This window comes from Pseudoalteromonas ruthenica (assembly GCF_008808095.1).
Taxonomy (GTDB): domain Bacteria; phylum Pseudomonadota; class Gammaproteobacteria; order Enterobacterales; family Alteromonadaceae; genus Pseudoalteromonas; species Pseudoalteromonas ruthenica.
On sequence record NZ_CP023396.1, the window covers coordinates 1,607,696 to 1,624,168 of the forward strand.

General features: G+C 47.0%; 14 protein-coding genes. 5 read left to right on the plus strand and 9 right to left on the minus strand.

What is annotated here, in order from left to right; translation table 11 throughout:
* Positions 1–41 precede the first annotated feature (41 nt).
* Positions 42–554: an outer membrane beta-barrel protein gene (locus PRUTH_RS07615; RefSeq protein ID WP_045978143.1), complete on the plus strand. Its 513-nt coding sequence runs from the start codon at positions 42–44 to the stop codon at positions 552–554.
* A gap of 10 nt (positions 555–564) precedes the next feature.
* Positions 565–1,830, plus strand: coding sequence for a hypothetical protein (locus PRUTH_RS07620; protein ID WP_151172975.1), 1,266 nt, complete (start codon positions 565–567; stop codon positions 1,828–1,830).
* Positions 1,831–1,880: 50 nt separating this feature from the next.
* Here PRUTH_RS07620 and PRUTH_RS07625 read toward each other — a convergent pair whose 3' ends face one another.
* From PRUTH_RS07625 to PRUTH_RS07655, 7 genes are read right to left on the minus strand one after another with little or no spacing between them, the layout of a single operon-like run.
* A complete protein-coding gene (locus PRUTH_RS07625; RefSeq protein WP_151172976.1) occupies positions 1,881–2,603 on the minus strand; it encodes an SIR2 family NAD-dependent protein deacylase in 723 nt (240 codons plus the stop codon).
* A gap of 36 nt (positions 2,604–2,639) precedes the next feature.
* Positions 2,640–3,953 carry a sensor histidine kinase gene (locus PRUTH_RS07630; protein ID WP_151172977.1) on the minus strand — a complete coding sequence of 438 codons (1,314 nt, stop codon included), beginning with the start codon at positions 3,951–3,953 and terminating at the stop codon, positions 2,640–2,642.
* The gene (locus PRUTH_RS07635) at positions 3,953–5,278 is read right to left on the minus strand and encodes a sigma-54-dependent transcriptional regulator (protein ID WP_151173717.1); all 1,326 of its coding nucleotides are present in this window, start codon (positions 5,276–5,278) and stop codon (positions 3,953–3,955) included. The genes PRUTH_RS07630 and PRUTH_RS07635 overlap by 1 nt, the downstream gene beginning before the upstream one ends.
* A 49-nt stretch (positions 5,279–5,327) precedes the next feature.
* Complete coding sequence (locus tag PRUTH_RS07640) at positions 5,328–6,533, minus strand: FtsX-like permease family protein (RefSeq protein WP_151172978.1); 1,206 nt, start codon at positions 6,531–6,533, stop codon at positions 5,328–5,330.
* A 10-nt stretch (positions 6,534–6,543) separates the two neighbouring features.
* Positions 6,544–7,857 carry an ABC transporter permease gene (locus tag PRUTH_RS07645; RefSeq protein ID WP_151173718.1) on the minus strand — a complete coding sequence of 438 codons (1,314 nt, stop codon included), beginning with the start codon at positions 7,855–7,857 and terminating at the stop codon, positions 6,544–6,546.
* A 2-nt stretch (positions 7,858–7,859) separates the two neighbouring features.
* A complete protein-coding gene (locus tag PRUTH_RS07650; RefSeq protein ID WP_151172979.1) occupies positions 7,860–8,594 on the minus strand; it encodes an ABC transporter ATP-binding protein in 735 nt (244 codons plus the stop codon).
* A gap of 24 nt (positions 8,595–8,618) precedes the next feature.
* Positions 8,619–9,878 carry an efflux RND transporter periplasmic adaptor subunit gene (locus tag PRUTH_RS07655; RefSeq protein WP_130147314.1) on the minus strand — a complete coding sequence of 420 codons (1,260 nt, stop codon included), beginning with the start codon at positions 9,876–9,878 and terminating at the stop codon, positions 8,619–8,621.
* 389 nt (positions 9,879–10,267) lie between these two features.
* Here PRUTH_RS07655 and PRUTH_RS07660 point away from each other — a divergent pair, with 389 nt between their 5' ends.
* Both PRUTH_RS07660 and PRUTH_RS07665 read left to right on the plus strand, forming a co-directional pair.
* Positions 10,268–11,458 carry a porin gene (locus PRUTH_RS07660; RefSeq protein WP_045978151.1) on the plus strand — a complete coding sequence of 397 codons (1,191 nt, stop codon included), beginning with the start codon at positions 10,268–10,270 and terminating at the stop codon, positions 11,456–11,458.
* 10 nt (positions 11,459–11,468) lie between these two features.
* Positions 11,469–11,876, plus strand: a complete 408-nt coding sequence (locus PRUTH_RS07665; RefSeq protein WP_045978152.1) for a substrate-binding domain-containing protein — start codon at positions 11,469–11,471, stop codon at positions 11,874–11,876.
* A 242-nt stretch (positions 11,877–12,118) separates the two neighbouring features.
* On the opposite strand, the gene PRUTH_RS07670 is transcribed toward PRUTH_RS07665, so the two are convergent.
* Positions 12,119–13,354, minus strand: coding sequence for an FG-GAP repeat protein (locus PRUTH_RS07670; protein WP_257221065.1), 1,236 nt, complete (start codon positions 13,352–13,354; stop codon positions 12,119–12,121).
* A 306-nt stretch (positions 13,355–13,660) separates the two neighbouring features.
* Between PRUTH_RS07670 and PRUTH_RS07675 the strand changes: the two genes are divergently transcribed.
* Entirely contained in the window at positions 13,661–14,599 is a 939-nt protein-coding gene (locus PRUTH_RS07675) for a LysR family transcriptional regulator (RefSeq protein ID WP_257221066.1), read from the plus strand.
* Positions 14,600–14,776: 177 nt separating this feature from the next.
* Here PRUTH_RS07675 and PRUTH_RS07680 read toward each other — a convergent pair whose 3' ends face one another.
* Complete coding sequence (locus tag PRUTH_RS07680) at positions 14,777–16,402, minus strand: methyl-accepting chemotaxis protein (protein ID WP_045978155.1); 1,626 nt, start codon at positions 16,400–16,402, stop codon at positions 14,777–14,779.
* Positions 16,403–16,473: the final 71 nt, after the last annotated feature.

Here is a 16,473-nt window from a genome sequence, read left to right on the forward strand (position 1 = left end):
TTTGATACACTGCTGTGGATCATCTCGAGAAGGAAGACACAATGAAAAAGCAACTGCTGTGCTTAGGCTTGGCGCTCGCGTGCAATTACGCTCACGCCAATGAATATTATATCGGTGCAGATTACCTGCAACTAAGCACCGATTTTGATGGCAATAGCGCCTCCCCCACGGTGAACAATATTAAGCTAGGTGCTGAACTTTACAATGGTATTTTCCTTGAGCTTCAAGGCGGAGTGAGTAGCAGCGACGACGATCTTCTAGGTGTCACCACGGACATCGACCAAAATTACAGCGCATTTTTTCGCTTTCGCTCACCGAATTACGATGGTTTTAGCGTCGATTTAGCCTTAGGTTATGCGCGTACCGAAGTGCTCTTCAGTGGCAAGCCCAGTGTCTATGATGGCTTAGAAGAATTCTCAGGCTTTGCTTGGGGAGGCAGAGTAAATTATGACCTTCCCTATAATTTTCGTATTAATGCCGATTACCAGCAGCGTTATAACAAAGACGATATCCTCATTGACGCGTGGGGCGTTGGTCTGAGTTATGTTTTTTAAGGATAAAGCAATGAATAAAACTCTATTGGCAAGCAGCCTGCTTTTAAGTTTAGGCATGCTCAGTGGCTGCAGTGACAATGACAATGCCAACAGCATTAACACCGCATTCGAGAAAGAGCGCCAAAGACAATCTGGTGAACTTATTGAAAGCATTTCCATTACTGGCGGTGGCATTCGTATTGAGCCTGGTGATGAGCTGCAACTCAAGGCCACGGGGGTGGACTCAAAAGGCGACTCTCGCGACATTACCAAAGAGGTGACATGGCAATCCTCACACCCTGATTTTGCGAGCATTAATGACCAGGGTAAAATCACCGCTAAAGCTCAAAGTGACACTGAACAAGGCCTAGTCACCTTCACTGCGACAACCATCAATGACGTTAGTGAAAGCATCGAAGTATCTATTAAAGACATTCAAGTAGCGAGCCTGACCTTGAGCGCAAACAGTGCCCGTGCTTATGCCTGTCAACCAAACACAATTACCACCGCCGTCACCTATGATGATGGTTATCAAGGCACCGTGGATAACAACAAGCTGACCTGGGAAGTGGCAGGCAGCGCCACGGCTTACATCAATGATTTTGGTGTTTTATATACCTCAGATAGCAGTGGTGATGACCTCCAAGTACGCGCCTCCTACGCACAAGCAAACAGTAACCAACTCAGTTTCACAACCGCGCCAACACAAATCACCAGCATTCGTTTTGTCGATAACGACGAGCAGAGCTATGAGTCTTTAGACCTTGATTTAGGTGAGCGCGAAACCTTGCAAGTGCGTGGCACGCTTAACGAGCAAAGTGTTGATGTTACACCGGGTGTGAATTGGGCTGAAAATAACAATGCTATCGCCTATATCGAAACAAACCCAAGATTCAGTGGCGCCGTATTGGCAACAGAAAAAGGGGATGGGTTGGTGTATGCGAGCTGCTCAGACTCTGTACAAGACTCCATCAGCCTGTCAGTCACTTCTGCGCAAGAAGGTGAGTTATCTGCTATTTTTATAAACGACAATAGCGAAACTATCAGCTTAAATGCAGGTGAAAGCACCGAAATACGTGTGTATGCGGATTACACTGGTTTTAGCGACAATATTAACGTCACCGATGCCAGTACGTGGATTATTAATAACAGCTTGGTCACTGCTACCTTAAATAAGCGCGCAAGTGACGAAGTGTATTTGAATGTCACTGCAAAGCCGGATGTCAGCGGTGATGCGCTCATGACATTCGGGTTTCTCGAACAAGAACAAAGCGTTATTTTTGAAATTAGCAACTAACTCCTAGTCGTTAACTAAAGGCGCCCAGTTGGGCGCTTTTTTATTACCTGCTAACCCATACGTTGCACATATTCCAACGCCGTCATGCGGTGATAAGTCACCTGTGCATGCGCTACTTGCACCGGTTCAGGGTCAACAACCTCAACATCAATGCCTCTGCTTCGGGCAATCTCCAAAGCCATTTGCGTAATATTGACGCTGAACGAGGTACCAATAAACACGATTTTATCCGCTGATAGCATGCGTTGCTGAGCCTCGGTAATACCATATAGGTCGGTGTAATACTCATCAAAGAGCAGGACCAAAGGTTTGTAAGAGTGGTATAGCTGGGGCTTTTCACCGTCAATGGCAAAGGCCGCCAGCAACGAAGCATGGAGGTTCCCCTCATCAATGCTCTCCCAAGGCGCTGGGTATGTCGTCACCGCCTCTCCTTGGTTATGAAATTCGGTCATTAAATCTAAGCGCCCGTGAATAGCGATATAATTGTTGTTCCCCGCCTTGGCATCTAAGCCATCAATATTTTGGGTGATCAGATTTTTATCGCTGAGCCAGTGATGCACATCATTCGGGCCATGGTGGCGGTACGTAGCAAAACGATGATAATACCAGGCTAAAAACTCCTTGGGATTATGTTGGTACATGGCCCGAGTTGCCATTTCCATAGGCGTGTAGTGTGCGCTGCCGATGCGCCAGAACCCATCCTCACCACGAAAGGTGGGAATACCGCTGGCGGCGCTAACCCCGGCACCGGTGATGTATAAAGTGTTACTCATGCTGATTTTACATTCGCTTTTGCCTGGCACAACCGACTAAGCAAGGGGCAGGTGCACACGCACTACTAAGCCACCGTGGTGGCGATTGTGTAAACTGATGTCACCATGATGCGCCTCGCAAATTTCACGACACAGCGCTAAGCCTAGCCCTGACCCCGTACTTTTAGTGGAGTAAAAGGGCACTAACGCACTGGCCATCACGGCTTCTGACATGCCTTTACCGCGATCGCGAACCAGTATTTCCTGCTGCGCCTCGCTACAATTCACCTCAACACTGATATCTGCCTCTGGAGAGCCTGATTCATGGGCATTTTTGAGCAGGTTAATAAGCAATTGCTCAAGCTGAGTATCATCGCCATAGCCCTGCTCTGGCAATTCCCCAAGCAGTGTAAAAGCCCATTGCTGCGTAAGCCCTTGCATCATATTGTCCCAGCTGAAATGTTTCATCTGCGGTTGTGGTAATTTAGCGAACCGCCCATACCCTTGAACAAACTCACTGAGTTTACCGATTCGCTCGTCAATCGTTGTAAATACTCGCGCTAAACGGGTGTCTTCAATGCCTTGTGCCAACAACTGCCCAGAGTGCAACATGGATGATACCGGCGCGAGGGAGTTATTGAGTTCGTGGCTAATTACTCGGATCACCTTTTTCCACACCTGCACTTCTTGGCGTGAGATCTCCCGTGTCATGGGCTTGAGTATATACAAGGTATGAGCTTGATTGTTGAGCAAGAAGTGCCCGGTGGCTAAGTGCCATGTTTGCCGCTGCTCATGTTGCTGCTCAACACTAAATAAGCCCTCTTTCCCTGCCTGCAAAGCTTGCGCTAACCCGTTTGGCATGCGCGCAAACAATACCGATAATTGCTCACCCTCAACGCGTAAATCGGCAAACAACAAGCTCCTAGCACTGTGGTTACTGTACACCACCTGCTGTTTGTCATTCACTAATAACAGCGCTTGCGGCGAGCTATGCAGAACCTTATCGAGCATCAATTCTCGTTGGTATATCCATTGCCGCTCTTGATGTAATTTGCTCGCGGTATCATTGTAAAGCCGACACAAATCGCCCAACTCATCATTTTTGTTATAAGCCAAAGAGGTGGAAAAATCCCCATCCTTAAAGTTCAACAACCCCGACTCTATAGCCTGGAGCCCTTTCACTCTGGGTGTGACCACATAATGTATAAACATGGCTTGCAGCGCGCCAAGCGCGACGGCTAAGAGCAACGCCTGCAACACCGATAACAACCCTAGCAATACCCCAGCTACAACCGGCGCACAAACAAACAAGCTCAGCCATGAGCTCAGCTGCCAGGTAAGGCGACTGGTGGGTGAAGTTAACAGGGCCATTAGTATTCAATACCAAATTTCTGCATACGCCGATACAACGCTTGTCGCGATAAACCAAAATCCCGTGCCACTTTGGCCACCACGCCTTGATGTAGACGCATAGAGTGTTCAATGTCCTGCTTCGAGGGCTCATGTTTTTGCACCTGTGCTTGTTCAGCACTTTGCAAAGCAAAATCATCTGCCTGTAATTCGCCTTGCGGCTTAAGCACCGCTATACGCTTACAGGCGTTTTCCAACTCGCGTACGTTTCCTGGCCAACAATGATGACGCAGCGCCTGCTCGGCATGAGGGCTCAGCTCTCGACCTGGTAAAAAGTGCGCAATTAGAGCTGGGATATCATCTTGGCGTTGGCACAAAGGTGGCACCGCTAATTCAATGACATTGAGACGATAATATAAGTCTTCGCGAAAACGCCCTTGTTGAATATCACTGCGCAGGTCTGCATTGGTCGCGGAGATCACCCGCACCGAGACCTTACGGGTTTGCGTGGAGCCCACGCGTTCAAATTCGCCACTTTGCAGCACACGCAACAATTTCATTTGCCCATCGAGTGATAGGTTACCTATTTCATCAAGGAACAAGGTGCCCCCATCAGCGGCTTCAAAGCGTCCTATGCGTGTGGTTTTGGCTCCGGTAAATGCGCCGGCTTCAGCGCCAAATAATTCCGCTTCAATTAAGTCGCTAGGCAGTGCCCCGGCATTCACTTTAATAAAGGGCTGTGCTTTGAGTACAGAGTTACGGTGCACAATCTCAGCAATGCCTTCTTTACCACTGCCATTCGCTCCCGTGATAAGCACAGGCACATCAGCATGGGCCACCTGCAACGCCATATCCACAACCCGCTGCATTGCAGCACTGGCAAATACCAACCCGGCTAAATCAGCGCCAGCATGAGCTTGGCTGCGCTCTTGGGCTTGGCGTTTAAAGGTTGCATTCTCACTGGCGGCTTCGCCCAGCGCGACAAGGTTTTCGATGGTCGTTAACAGCTTTTGGTCATCCCAAGGCTTACCAATGTAGTCGGCTGCGCCGGCTTTGACTAATTCCACTGCGGTACTGAGCTCGGTCCAAGCGGTGATCAAGACCACCGGAAGGTGTGGGTTGATTTCTCGTAACTGATAAAACAGCGCTCTGCCCTCCTCACCTGAGGTGGTGTCGGCACTGAAGTTCATATCCTGTAAAACTAAAGCAATGCGTTGATAGCGAACGATATGCAGCGCCTCGGTGGGCGTTTCACAGACCACGGGATGATAACCATGAATCTCCAGTAGTAGCGACAATGCTTCCAACACTGCGGTGTTATCGTCAACGATGAGTATCTTTTTCATATTATCCATAATGTGGCGGCGCACCTATCGGCGCCGCTTGTTATTGTAATTATATAGACCGCGTAGCGATGCTGGGTTCGATATTGGCGGCCCGCTGAGCCGGCGCCCAGGCGGCAATCAAACTCATTATGAGCATAAAAGTGGCACTCGCCAAGACAAAAGTCCACGATAGACTGGGCAAAGAAAAGACCGTCATAAGCTGCTGCCCTAATAACATGGCCAGACCCGCTCCAAGAACAATACCGACACTGGCAACCAATGCATTCTCGACCAAGAAGTAACGAACAATGGCCGAGCGTCTTGCACCTAAGGCGCGACGCGTACCGATTTGTTTAGTGCGTTTGGAGATATTAAACAGCGTCAAGCCAAAAATACCTAGCGCAGTAACCAGTACTAAGACCACAATTAACACGATCAGCATACGCATGACCAGCCTATCACGCGCCATATAAGCGGCTTTGCTTTCATCTAATCCCTCAATACGATAGATCACGCGCTGAGATTCGTTGTTAAGTAACAGCTCTTCGATTTGTGCCATTACCTGTGCTCGTTTATGGGCCTCGGTGCGAACAATGAACTCGGCTCGCGAGTCGGCATAATTAAACGGAAAGAAGATCACATTGGCCGGGCGACTATCATCAAGCCACGGGCCTTTAATGGTATCGATAACCCCGATTATTTTCAGTGCGCCTTGCCCTTGATAAACGGTTTTCCCAAGCGCTGACTCATCGGGAAACATCTCCTCGGCCAAATCTTTGGTGACAATGGCTGTGGTTGGCAAATTGTCGCGATTATCACTGTGCACGACTTCATCAGCACGGAAGTTACGCCCAGCAATTAATGTGGCACCTAGGGTATTGAGGGCGCTGTCGCTGGTAAGCTGATACGCTGCACGCACACCACGGCCCATCTCTGGCGGTGGCGAAGTGTGCATACTGCTCGAGTCACCACTGCCGGACAGTGGCACCCAGTTAGTCATCGCCACATCAACCACACCATCGAGAGAGCGGATCGCCTGTTCATCCAAGGCGTATTGCTGAACCAGGTTGATATCAGGGTCAAAGTTATTCACTCGAAAGCTAAAAATAGCCGACTCGTCATAGCCAGTAGGTTGATTCAAATAGGCGAGACGGTCGCTTATCATAAACGCCGCGTTACTGACGATAGCCAAGGTGATGGCTACCTGTACCAGTAGTAACACAGCACCAATTTTTGAGCGCAGTAATGCGTTTATCATGGGTTTTAATTCTGACATGCTTTAGCTCCTACTGCGTTTTCAGATAATAAGCGGGGTTGGTTCGACACACCTGCCAGGCTGGTAACAAGCCAGCGACGACACACGCGATAATGGCAATGACTGGCGCACTGATAAGCATGAGCGCGTCCATGGTAGCCAAGTCACTGTAGGCGCTGTAACTTTCTCGCACGCCCCAGAGGCTCAACTGTGCCAGAAAAATACCGAGCACACCGCCTAAGCTGCCAAGCAAGGCAACCTCGACCAAATGCTGCATAAATACTTGTGTTTTGCTCGCCCCCAAGGCTCGGCGCACACCCACTTCGGGTGCCCTACGCATAAACTTAGCGAGCAGTAGACCGAGGATATTCGCCAAGCAAACAGCCAAGAACATAAAGCTTAATAACACTAAAATTTTATTGTCTTCGCTGACGACCTTGTTGTACGTCATCCACTGATTAACATCGCGCAAGGAAAACTTCGGATGCTCTCGCGTGAACCGCCCCAGTTGCTTTTGCTGGTCGATATAATTGCGCAAATAGTCGCTGTATTGCTGCTTTTGCTCATCATTATCTAGCTCGACCCAATATTGCAGCCAATAAATCTCCGAATTCAATTTATCTTGATAGCTTTTGATCTCTTCGCGTTTCCAACCGTTGGAGTTCCCCCATGAGGGCAATTCCAGCTCACGAATTAAAGAGAACGGCACAAAAATGCGTTCTGGCTTGCGAAACGCGCCATTATTCAAATCGTAAAATTTGATATGACGGGTGACTGGCGCAACAACTCCCACCACTTCAAACACATGATTGTCGAGGTATAAGGTTTTTCCCACTGGACTTTGCTGGCCGTAAAGTTCTTCGCTCAAGCTACGCTCAATGACCACCTGTTTCATTGCGTCTTTGTCCGCCTGCTCGCGCCATGCTCCACCATGCACAAACTGGGCGTTAAACATGCTGAAAAAGTCGCGACTCGTTGCTCTTGCCCCCATCAGTTGTGGCTTGGTACGCGCATCTCCAAGATGTACGGCAAAACCTGTGCGCAACATTGGCGCTTGCGCTTTCGCTGCACGGTCTTGGTATAGATTTTCTGCATCTGGGAAAGACAGTTGATAAGGCAAATCATCGCTGGTCCACCAGCCGTCGCCATCGTCCATAGACTGCAATTGCACGGCAAACAGTTGCTTGCTTTTTGCCGGAATAGGGTCGGCGCTCATCATGTGATACACCGATAAAGTCGTCATCGTTACACCAATGCCAATGGCGATAGCCAACACCATCAAGGTGCTCACCATGGGGGTACGCTTGAGCGAACGCCAACTTAAATCAATATAGTGCCAAAACATCATTAGCCCCCTACAGCCTGTTGAGCAATATCGCCGGCACTGCTTGCGCTACTAGGTCGGCCTTGATACAGACTAAAATCAGCAAGTTGGCCATCGACGACCTGAATATTGCGCGGCGCTCGGCGTGCCAACTCCGGATCATGAGTAACCATGACAATGGTCGCCCCTTCACGGTTAATATCTTCAAGAATTTCCATGACCTGACGCGCCATTAAACTATCGAGGTTTCCGGTTGGTTCATCGGCAAGTAGAAAGCGCGGTTCGCCGGCCAACGCCCGAGCGATCGCGACACGCTGTTGTTGTCCCCCGGAGAGCTGTTGTGGTAGGTGTTTAGCGCGAGCACCGAGGCCTACCAGTTCAAGACACCGCTCTATGCGCTTTTTACGTTCTACGGCTTTGATACCGCGATATCGCAATGGTACTTCCACATTTTCATACAAGTTCAAATCTGGGATAAGGTTAAATCCTTGGAAAATAAAGCCAATTTTTTGGTTTCGCAAATCAGCTCGTTGATTATCGTTCAAACCACCCACATCCACACCGTCGAGCTGATACTGACCGCTAGAGAATGGCTCTAACATCCCGGCAATGTTTAAAAACGTGGTTTTACCGCTGCCGCTCGGCCCAGTGACAGCGATAAATTCACCCTGCTCAACATTAAGATTGAAATCCCGTAGGGCGTGGGTTTGCACCATATCCGTTTGGTATATCTTGTTAATATTATTCATTTTAATCATTTTTATATCCTTTTATAAAAGCGCTTAACGCAGCAATACACGTTGCGCTTGGTTAAATACATCGTAACTGGACACCACAAGTTCATCGCCTTGCTGTGCCCCTGCGGTGAGCTCGACCGCCGCCATACTGCTCGCCCCTGTTTGAATTTGAATTCGTTCAGCCACGTCGCCATTGACGCGATAGGCCACAAAGCCGCCTTGATTCATAAATGCCCCACGGCGCACCATCAATACATCTTCACGGTTTTCTAGAAGAATGCGTGCCGAAATCCGTTGGTTTTGACGAATGCGCAAGCCCTCACGCTGGGTAAAACGCACTCGGGCGCTCACTTGGCGATCTTTCACTTCAGGAGAGATAGACACCAGCTCCCCCACCAGCTGCTCAGAGCCAATACTGAGTTCGACCTCAAGGCCTAAGCCAAGCTCATTGGCATAGCTTTCAGGTACCTGTAATTCGGCCTCAAAAGCGCTTAAATCAACCAACGTCATCAGTGCCTGGCTCGGAGCCACAGCTGCTTGCTGTTGAACAAAGTGGTTACCCACCACCCCGCTGACCGGCGCAACAATCGCTAATTCGCGCACTTTACGACTGATGTCATCAACAACAAGCTGCTGCCTGGTGACATCGCTGTGTGCTGACTTTAATTCGAATGCTAAGGTGTCTTCGCCAATTTGTACTTCTTGCTGAGCATGTTTATAGGCCAATTTGGCACGCGCTAATTCATCTTGTGCCTGTTCCATATCAATTTGGCTGATAAGATTGTCTTTAATAGAGATAAGCGCTCGACGATGCTCACGTTTAGCCGCATCTAAAGTCACTTTGGCCATATCCAGCGTGCGCATAAGTGCGAGTTTATCGCGGCGCACCTGTAATTCTTTGCGCGAAAGCTCATCTTCTAAACGCTGAAGCTCAGACTGCTGTTGTTTTAAGTTGTTGGCCAGCTCGGGGCTTTTAACTCGCGCCACGACCTGCCCCACGGCAATGGTATCGCCGGGGTTGACCAGCAGTTCCACATAGCCCTGCGTTGGGCTATATACTTGCGGGGCATTGGCCGCGACGATAAACCCTGTGGTAGCGATATCGCGAACCAGGTTGCCCCGCTCGACGGTGGCAATTTTGACACTCTCACGGGCAATGGAGTGGCTGGTATTAGACTGGGGACTAGCAAAGGTATAGAGCGCTGCAGCGATGACTAATACGCTGATAAGACCAATCAACAAGGGTTTGTATGAGCGCTGGCGCTCTTTCACAACAGTGTCCTGTGCTTGGGTATCGCGGATCATGACTGCGCCTCCCCGACCAACAGGCAGTTACTGTGTAACCAGGTGCTGATAAGTGCCGCCGCAAGCACCAATAATGGAGAGGTAAAAAAAACAAATAAAGTTAATAGCATAACAACTTCCCTTAGTACGTATGAGTACAGGGTTACGAAAACCATGCCAACTTAGAAAGAAAGATTAACTCATTGTTTTGTATGCACTTTTAATATAACTCTTGAGAATCTAAGGTGTCCGCGGACAATGAAAGTGTCCGCTGCGGACACTTTCTTCACTTCATTAGCAATACGCTTACCTTGAACTACTGCTTAAGTATCAGTCACCTACCTTGTTAACTAGGTATTTTATTCTATGCTCAAAAGGCACCCTTAATCGGTAACAGTAAGGAAATCAACATGAAGAAAACGTTACTAGGGCTGTCTATTGCAGCCGCACTGGTTAGCTTGCCCAGCTTTGCTGAGGTAAGAATAAATGGTTTCGCCTCTATTGTCGGTGGTCAAACTCTGGATGATGACGATACGCTCTATGGATATGATAACGACTTTAATATGGAGCAAGAGAGCAAGTTCGCCTTGCAGGTGTCGGCCGATTTGCAAGAGCGCCTAAGCGCCACCGCACAGGTCATTGCGCGTGGAGAGAACGACTTTGATGCTGAGTTTGAATGGGCCTATCTCACCTACGAGATATCTGACAATTCACAGCTTAGCGCCGGGAAAATGCGTATTCCTTTTTATCGCTATTCAGACTTTTTAGATGTGGGTTACGCCTATCGTTGGGTGCGCCCGCCAAAATCGGTGTATAACCTCAACTTTTCCACTTATGAAGGGTTAAGCTATTTATATAACAGCAATATTGGCGAATGGGATAGCAGCATCCAGCTGATGTATGGCTCAGTGAATGAAGATATAGCAGCAGTTACCGAGAGCGATAATGTCGAAATCAATGATGCATTTGGCTTCAATTGGACACTATCAAAAGACTGGTTTACTGCGCGAGCGGCATACATTCTCAGCGAGGTTTCTATTGATGTAAGTAATAGTGCACAGTTAAGTGCATTGTTTAGTGGCCTTTCAGGCTATGGACTCAATGAGCAACGCCAAGACTTAGCTGTTGAAGAGGATGACTCTTACTTCGCCGGCATTGGTTTTGGTATTGATTACAATAACTTTTTATTTGACGCTGAATATACCCAGTATGAAATTGAGGATAGCTTCTTAGCAAAACAGAGTCAGTACTATGCCTCGGTGGGTTATCGTATCGATGACTGGACAGTGCATTTTACCTATGAAAACAACGACGACGAAAATGATAGTTCCGAGTTGAATACGATACCCGCACAGATCCAAACACCTAACGGCCCTATCAATGTGTCGACTAACCCGAGTGACCCAAATGCGCCGTTGCTGCGAGATGTAACTAACTTTGCCTTACTCTCTCAGCGGGCAGAATCCAATACCTACACTATAGGCGCACGCTATAATTTCCATCCATCGGCGGCATTTAAAATTGATGTGAGTCGATTCGAAGACGATATTACCAATACCGAAGTAGATCTTGTATCTATGGGTGTAGACTTAGTGTTCTAAGGGGAAAAACATGTTAAAAAAAGTAGCAGCAGTTTCGCTTTTAGTATTCGCGCAAGGGGTGTGGGCTGATATTGCCGTAGTTGTTCACCCCAGTAATGGTGCAAGTCTAGATCAAAATGCGATCAAGAAGCTTTATCTCGGTAAATCTAAGTCTTTCCCTGATGGCAATAGCGCCACGGCGGTGAATCAAGATGGCACACCCGCCTTTGATGAGTTTAACGATAAGGTGGTAGGCAAATCGAGTTCACAACTTAACGCCTACTGGTCTAAACTAGTGTTCACAGGTAAAGGAACACCACCGGACAAGTTAGCGAACGATCAAGCGGTGATTGACTTTGTGGCAGCCAACCCTGGGGCAATAGGGTACGTTAGTGCCGCAAGTGCCAGTGACAAGGTGAAGGTGGTCGCCACCTTCTAAATTAAATAAACCTAAACCGAGCCTGCCAGATTGGATAAGTGGAACCTAGTCCAATCTGGCAGTTTTTTAAGCGCCTTTTATAGTTGGTGGTAATGTTTTGTTAAGTGACAATAAACTTTGATTACACTCACGCGAAACGCCAAGCCAACTGCTAATAACTAGCCTAAGCTAGGCTGATTTACGAAAGTGCTAAGTTATATCAATTGCCCTCATTCCATCGAGATGCAAATTAGTCACACAGTTTATTTGGCTTTAGCATTTAGATTTTGTATGAATACGGCTCCTGAATCCATGCCGTTTTTATCATGATTCGGGGCAGAAACTACTGCAAATCTGTTAGATAACGCAACGTTCCAGCCGAACCTATCTTTGGAAGAACTGACCTTAGCTGTGATTTTCGACGCAAAGTTCCAGTCCCCTGACTCTTTCTTAAAAATATATATCGCCCCGGTATCAATACCGTTTGCATCATTGTTCATTGCACTAATGATTGCAGTATCTTTGGTTAGTGCCACTGCACGTCCAAACCTGTCGTCTGCAGCTCCATCTGGGGACGTTAGCTTTGATATTTGCCTCCATACACCCTTGTGTCGCTCGAAAACATACGCTGAACCTGCATCTATACCTACTCCTTCAATATCATCTCTTCTAGCTGAAATTAATGCAGTATTATCAAAAAGCGCGACTCTAACACCAAAGATGTCTGTTTTATTTCCATCATTCGCCATCAGTTTGGCTTCTTCTTTCCATTGCTTCTCTTCTAGAGAGTAAACATACACAGCTCCAGCATTTTCAGCTTTGGCGTCATGTAAATCAGCACCCACAATAATGGTGCTACCATGAGTATCAAGGCTTATGCCAAACAGATCCCCTGCAGCACCGTCACTGGCAGTGATTTTACTTTGATAACGCCATTTACCCTTATCTCGTTTATAAATGTAGGCAGCTCCAGAATCTTCTCCCAAGGCGTCGTTTCGCGGAGCTCCAACAACGAGGTGGTTTTCAGTAAGAGAAATACTTTGGCCAAAAGCATCACCTGGTTTGGCATCTGGAGCGGTGAGAACTTGCGTTTGTCTCCAGTTATGTGAGTGGCGCTCGAAAATGATCACTGCACCAGAGTCTTTCCCTTTATCATCCCTATTCATAGCGCCTAATACGGCCACATCATTTTTCAATGCCACCTTACCACCTACAGTGTCTTCAGCGACGCTTTGCTCTGCTACAAGCTTCGCTTGTTGAGACCAGCCACTATGATTTAATACATAGACATAAGCAGCTCCAGCATCCATTACCCCTTTAGTATCTGCTTTATATGCACCAACGAGTACACTATTACCATCAGTCGCTACACTATATCCAAAGTAATCTTCAGTCTTACCATCGCTTGGTAAGATCATGTGTTGCGTTGCGAGACTGTCTGTGGCCACCAAAATAACTATCGTGCTAAAGAATAGCTTGGTCTTATATATTAATCTCACCGATTCTCTCCTGCTCTGTCAAAGGGGTAACGCAGATAGCTTGCACCATATTATTCAGACATGCCTCTTACGTTTGTCATGATTTCGGTTAGATGCAAAACTGCAGTGATGAGGAACGATAATCTGAATCTTTTTTACGTACATATTTTTCTATATGTTTAACCGACTAACTCATATTAAGAGAACACAGGGTAAAAATATAATTTTAAAATGGCATACAACTCATTTCAAAATATGATGAATACAGCAAAATAATCAGTTATACATATATACAATACTTAAAAATAACAATTAAGGATGAGAGTTATGCGCCCGCAGGAGTTAAAATTATTGGTTATCTTTGATGTGATAATGACAGAGAAATCAATAACTCTGGCTGCTAAACGACTATCAATGACTCAACCTGCTGTGTCAAATGCAGTGTCTAAAATGAGGGGCTTATGGAAAGATGAATTATTTGTTCCTGATGGTCGAACAATACAACCAACAACCTACGCCATTAATTTTTGGGTACAGATACGAAGTTCTCTACATAACATTAAGCAAGCAATAGAACCTGAAGAGTTTGAGCCCAGCAGCGCTAATCGAACATTTAGAGTTGCCTTGCCTGATATTGCCCTTGATGCGCTGTGGCTAGATTTAAGAAAATTATTCGAAAAAGAGGCTAAAGGGCTTAACTTACATGCACTCCCTTATGCTATAACCCGTACTAAAACAATGTTAGATGCCGCTGACGTTGATCTTGTGATAGGGCAAAGTAACCGCTCTTTAGAGAATATATGTACAGAGCACTTATTTGATACAAGCTATGTTTGTGTCATGCGTAAAGACCACCCTTTGACGAAAAAGCCTTTAACAATAGAGGCATTTTCATTGGCAGATCATTTATTAGTTTCGTTATCCGGTGATATCGCTAGCCCAACAGACCAAGCTTTACAGCAACTGGGACTAAGTCGGCGAGTAGCTTTTACAGTCAATAGCTTTTCCTCCGCCGTCCCTATCATTATGGAGAGTAATCTTATTGCGGTTTTGCCTACAGACCTGATTCACAAATATTTAGCTTACGGTGAGCTTGCTATTACTCATCTGCCACTCGATATTCCCCACTCTTCAATTTCAATGTTATGGCATAAGCGACAAAACACTGACAAAGGGCTGATTTGGTTACGCAAACACATAAAGCAAATATTCATTAAGCGACGAACACATCAGATAGAAGCGGTGAAGAGCTTCATTGGCTCATAGTCTTGATTTGTTAAACTGTTATTATCGTGGGGGCCTTTTAGCCGAACATGTACCAATCTGAAGGGGGAGTCTAAGCCTATTCACCTAAAGCATGAGATCAGAAATGCGCGACGACACCTCAGTAAAGACCTAAAAAAGGGCGCTATTTAGTAGCGCCCTTACTCACCCTTGATTCACTTATTCCACTTTAAATTTGGCAGTGGCGTCCAATAGGTTGTCAGATAGATAGTGTAGGTTTTTAGCAACATCGCGCACTTCACTAAGCGCTTGCATCGTATCTTCAAAGGATCGGTGCATTGAGGTGACATTATCAACGACCATAGTGGCCACTGAGGTCTGCTCCTCGGTGGCGGCGGCAATTTGCCCATTCATAGTGTTAATAGATAAAATCTGTTCGGAGATTTGCTCAATCGATTGCCCTGTTTGCTCGGCGGCTTGAGCATTATTACTGGCCATATCCCGCGCTGAGGTCATTGCTTTAACGGCATCATTGGCTGCTTCAGTTAACACGGTAAGCAATTCGCGAATTTCATTGGTGGATTTGGCGGTACGTGAGGCCAGCTCTCGAACCTCATCGGCGACCACCGCAAAGCCTCGACCTTGCTCGCCAGCACGGGCGGCCTCGATTGCTGCATTCAATGCCAATAAGTTAGTTTGCTCTGCAATTGAGGTAATAACATTGAGAATCTGGGTCACATTCTGGGTATCATCCGCCAACTTATTAATGGTGCCTGCGGCGCGGTTGATTTCCTCACTCAAGGTTTGTGATTCACTCACGGATACACGAATTTGGTCCTTGCTCTGTGCCACCTCTTGCTCGGCAAGTTGCGCTGCGTCGGATGCTTGCGAAGCAGAATGAGAAATATCGCCCACACTCTGGCGCATCTCTTCCATCGACTGGCGGACAATTTCTGCATCACTGGTTTGCTGGTTGGTAGCAGACTCTGCTTTTTCCATGCCTTGCACCAAGCGTGTGGAATTCTCCATCAGCGGTTCAACCACATTCATCACTTCAACCACCGCTTTTTTTAGCAGAGCAATAAATTCATTAAAATTGATGGAGACTTGGCCAATTTCATCATGAGAACGCACATTGAGCGTGGTCGACAACGACCCCTGCCCCTGTGCCAACAAATGCAAATTTTGCGCGGCATCTTTTGCCGAGTTACCTATACCTCGGGCGATCACCACCGCAAGTAGCACCACAAAAATCACAGAGACCACGGCGACAATTAACATGGTTGTCATTGCTGTGCCTGAGCGGCTTTCAGTTTCGTTTATCAGCTGTAAAAAGCGCGCATTGGCACGCTCTTCGGCGTTGTTAAAGTCAGTCGTGAGGGAATTGAAAATGTCGGTTTTCTGCTTTGCGTTTTGTTGAATTTTACTAAAGTCCGCCGTGCCATCGATCATCCCCTTGGCGATGCTAGCGGCTATGTTTTTATAATCTTGTAGCCGCTTAGTGGTGTTCGCAGGCATAAAACCGCTTTGGATGTTATTTAGCTTTTCTAAATTATCCGTGATGGTTTGATAGACTTCTTCGGCTTTATCCAGCAACTCTGCATCACCAAAGGTGACAGCCTGGGTATAAAGCTCATCAACGCTGTTCAGCGCAGTGGCGTTTTCTGCGGTGATGTTGAGCAGGTTGTAGGTGGAAGTCTCAAGCTCGTTGAGTGACTGCTGATTTGAGCTCATTGCGGAATAGTTGACTAACACAATCACCACAAAAGCCACCACCGCAACGCAAGTAATCGCGTGGATTTTTTTAGTAATGCTTAGGTTTGCGAACGAGAAACCCGTATTCATAGTGTACACCTCAGAAAGTAATGCTTATTAGGTATCGGCCAGCTACCTCTAAGTGTTAACCAAATTTAAGA